At 40.7% G+C, this 2,422-nt stretch carries 1 protein-coding gene and 1 pseudogene; both read right to left on the bottom strand.

Features of this window, described 5'->3' with window-relative positions; all coding sequences use genetic code 11:
• Positions 1-71: 71 nt before the first annotated feature.
• The gene (gene cadC / locus E0D98_RS23325; RefSeq protein WP_001187182.1) at positions 72-1,610 is read right to left on the bottom strand and encodes a lysine decarboxylation/transport transcriptional activator CadC; all 1,539 of its coding nucleotides are present in this window, start codon (positions 1,608-1,610) and stop codon (positions 72-74) included.
• Between the two features lie 259 nt (positions 1,611-1,869).
• Positions 1,870-1,984 (bottom strand): annotated as a pseudogene (locus E0D98_RS28570) (integrase); the annotation flags it as partial.
• Between the last annotated feature and the right edge of the window lie 438 nt (positions 1,985-2,422).

Below are 2,422 nucleotides of genomic sequence, written 5' to 3' on the forward strand. Positions count from 1 at the left end.
ATATTATACCAACGGGAACATACAAAAACTCAACAACAAATATTCCAGAGCATAAATCAACCCGGAGTTACTTATTCTGAAGCGAGAAATTTGTCGAGATAAGGTACAACATAAGGAACAGAAGTCTGGAATATACCATTTTCAATCCAGTAAAGGGTGTTTGCCCCTGGGCGTAAATTAAAGGCGGTGAGATATGCATCAGCTGCTTCCCGGTTCATCCCCTTCATTTCATAAACCTTGCCAAGCAATACATAATTTAGCCAGGACATTTCAAGATCAATGCCAGTATTTATCGCCTGGTAAGACTCATCTGTTTTACCTTTTACCAGAGCACTGACCGCTTTTATTTGATATATAATGGACAGGTTATTCAATTCCGGTAGTGTAACAATGTTATCTATTTCTGTGTTCAGTGCTGCTAATTGTTTTTCATCTAAAGGATGTTGAGAATGGCGCACGATATCAACTAATGCTTTTTCTGCTCTCGCGTAGGTAAATTCTGGGGATGATTGAACAATCTCACCTAATAATTCACTGGCACGGTTCAATGATTTATCATCGCCATGCAGTAAATAATCATGTGCCTGATAAAAATTAGTTAATAACGCACCACGATGAGGCAAAATTTGCTGGAGCGTCTCCTGCATTCGTTGTGGCCACGGTTGGTTTAACGCTTTTGATAAACTCTCCAGTAAATCATTTTGAATCGCCAGCTGATTACCGTTAGTGATGACATAACGTTTATCCAGCATGGTTGAACCATCTGCATTGTCTACCAATTTTATCGACATAAAGCATTGTTGAGCACGGTATTGGCGCTGATTAACAAACGCAATAGATAATGTTTTACCGGAACTGCTCGGTTCATCAATGTTGTAGTTGATTTTGTCATGCACCATAAAGGTGGAGAAGGTGTTAAGTGATGTCGCCACCAAATCACCCACGCCTATCGCGTAAGAGAGCTGATACGGGGAACTCCAGCTGTTACAACTTTTATTTACCATATTAATGTCAATATCGCGTGGATTGAGCAAAATACGCGATTTGCTCATAGGAAGCCGTGTATCAAGAGTTGAAAACGCTACCAGTGCTACACAGATACCTAACGACAACAGGAAAAAAAACCATACCCAAAAGGTAGTGAATCGTTTGCTTTTAACTGGGGATTGTTCAGGTGGCGTTGCGGTGTTTTGAATGTTAAGACTGTGGGAGGGAGAATCTGTGGCAGGAACCGCCTCTGGTATAGGGGGAGGCGAAGATAGCATTATTTCCTCTCCCTCTTCTTCGCTGTACCAGATAACCGGCACCATTAATTTATAGCCGCGCTTTGGTACAGTAGCGATATAGACAGGACTATCTTCATCATTATCTTTTAATGACTTACGTAGTTCTGAGATACTCTGCGTCACAACATGATTGGTGACAATACTTCTCTTCCAGACATTATCGATAAGTTCATCCCTGCTAAGTACTTCGCCACTGTGTTGAGCAAAGAAAACCAGAAGATCGATTAATCTCGGCTCAAGGGTAAGTTGACGCCCATTGCGGCTAATTTGGTTTATGGACGGAGTAACAAGCCATTCGCCAACGCGAACTACAGGTTGTTGCATAATAGAAACTCATTCGAAAAGGGAATGATGCAATGATAATTGCCACAACCTATTTTTACCATCTATAGATGGGTTTATTTACATATTATTGGTGAATGCAAGACGTTATTTTTACCAGCCATAAACTTCTTGATTACATAGTATTACGAAAGGATTTTACTGAGAACCAGAAGTAATATTCCTTACCATCAAAATTCATCATCTTTGCCAAAGAAAAATGTTCAGAAAATAATCCATGGAAAATTGTCCGGAGCGCTTACTATTTTAATGGATTGTTAGTCTTTGCATGAGCAAGCGGACTGATACATTTCTCTTTGTTCTCATTCAGAAAATCTCATCAGTCGGCGTTCAGACCGGTGTTGTGCTTTATGGATGCGTTACGCTCCTGATGACGTCATTTGACGTTCAACAACATCACGGGGCCGCACGACATTTCACGTCAGTTAGTGCTATCGCTCAGGAACAAATTTTCCCGAATTGGGATATGCCCGCAAATTGCTGGTGATGAGGGGAGAATCTGGTTGAGTTCGGGAGAATTGATTTGGAGGCAGAACGCTTAAATCGTGGCGTCCTGAAACGAAAAACGGACCTCCGTGGAGGTCCGTTTATATGAATTTGGTGCCGGACTCGGAATCGAAGATTTCATTTATCATATTGATATTAATCTCGTTTATTTGGTTTGATAAAAAATGTACCCTCTCTTGTACCCTCGGTCCCTTCTGGTGGTTTTTATGAGAACAAGTAGATCAAGATTTTTGTCATCAGAACACGTGTATTTTTGTGGGTTTTATTCCTGAGTTTTATTCCTTTTT

The sequence above is a fragment of the Escherichia sp. KCJ4928 genome (assembly GCF_004352695.1).
Taxonomy (GTDB): Bacteria; Pseudomonadota; Gammaproteobacteria; order Enterobacterales; family Enterobacteriaceae; genus ECMA0423.

What these genes read in the sequence shown, in the direction of transcription:
- cadC (WP_001187182.1), bottom strand. Translation starts at nt 1,610, where the DNA reads ATGCAACAACCTGTAGTTCGCGTTGGCGAATGGCTTGTTACTCCGTCC.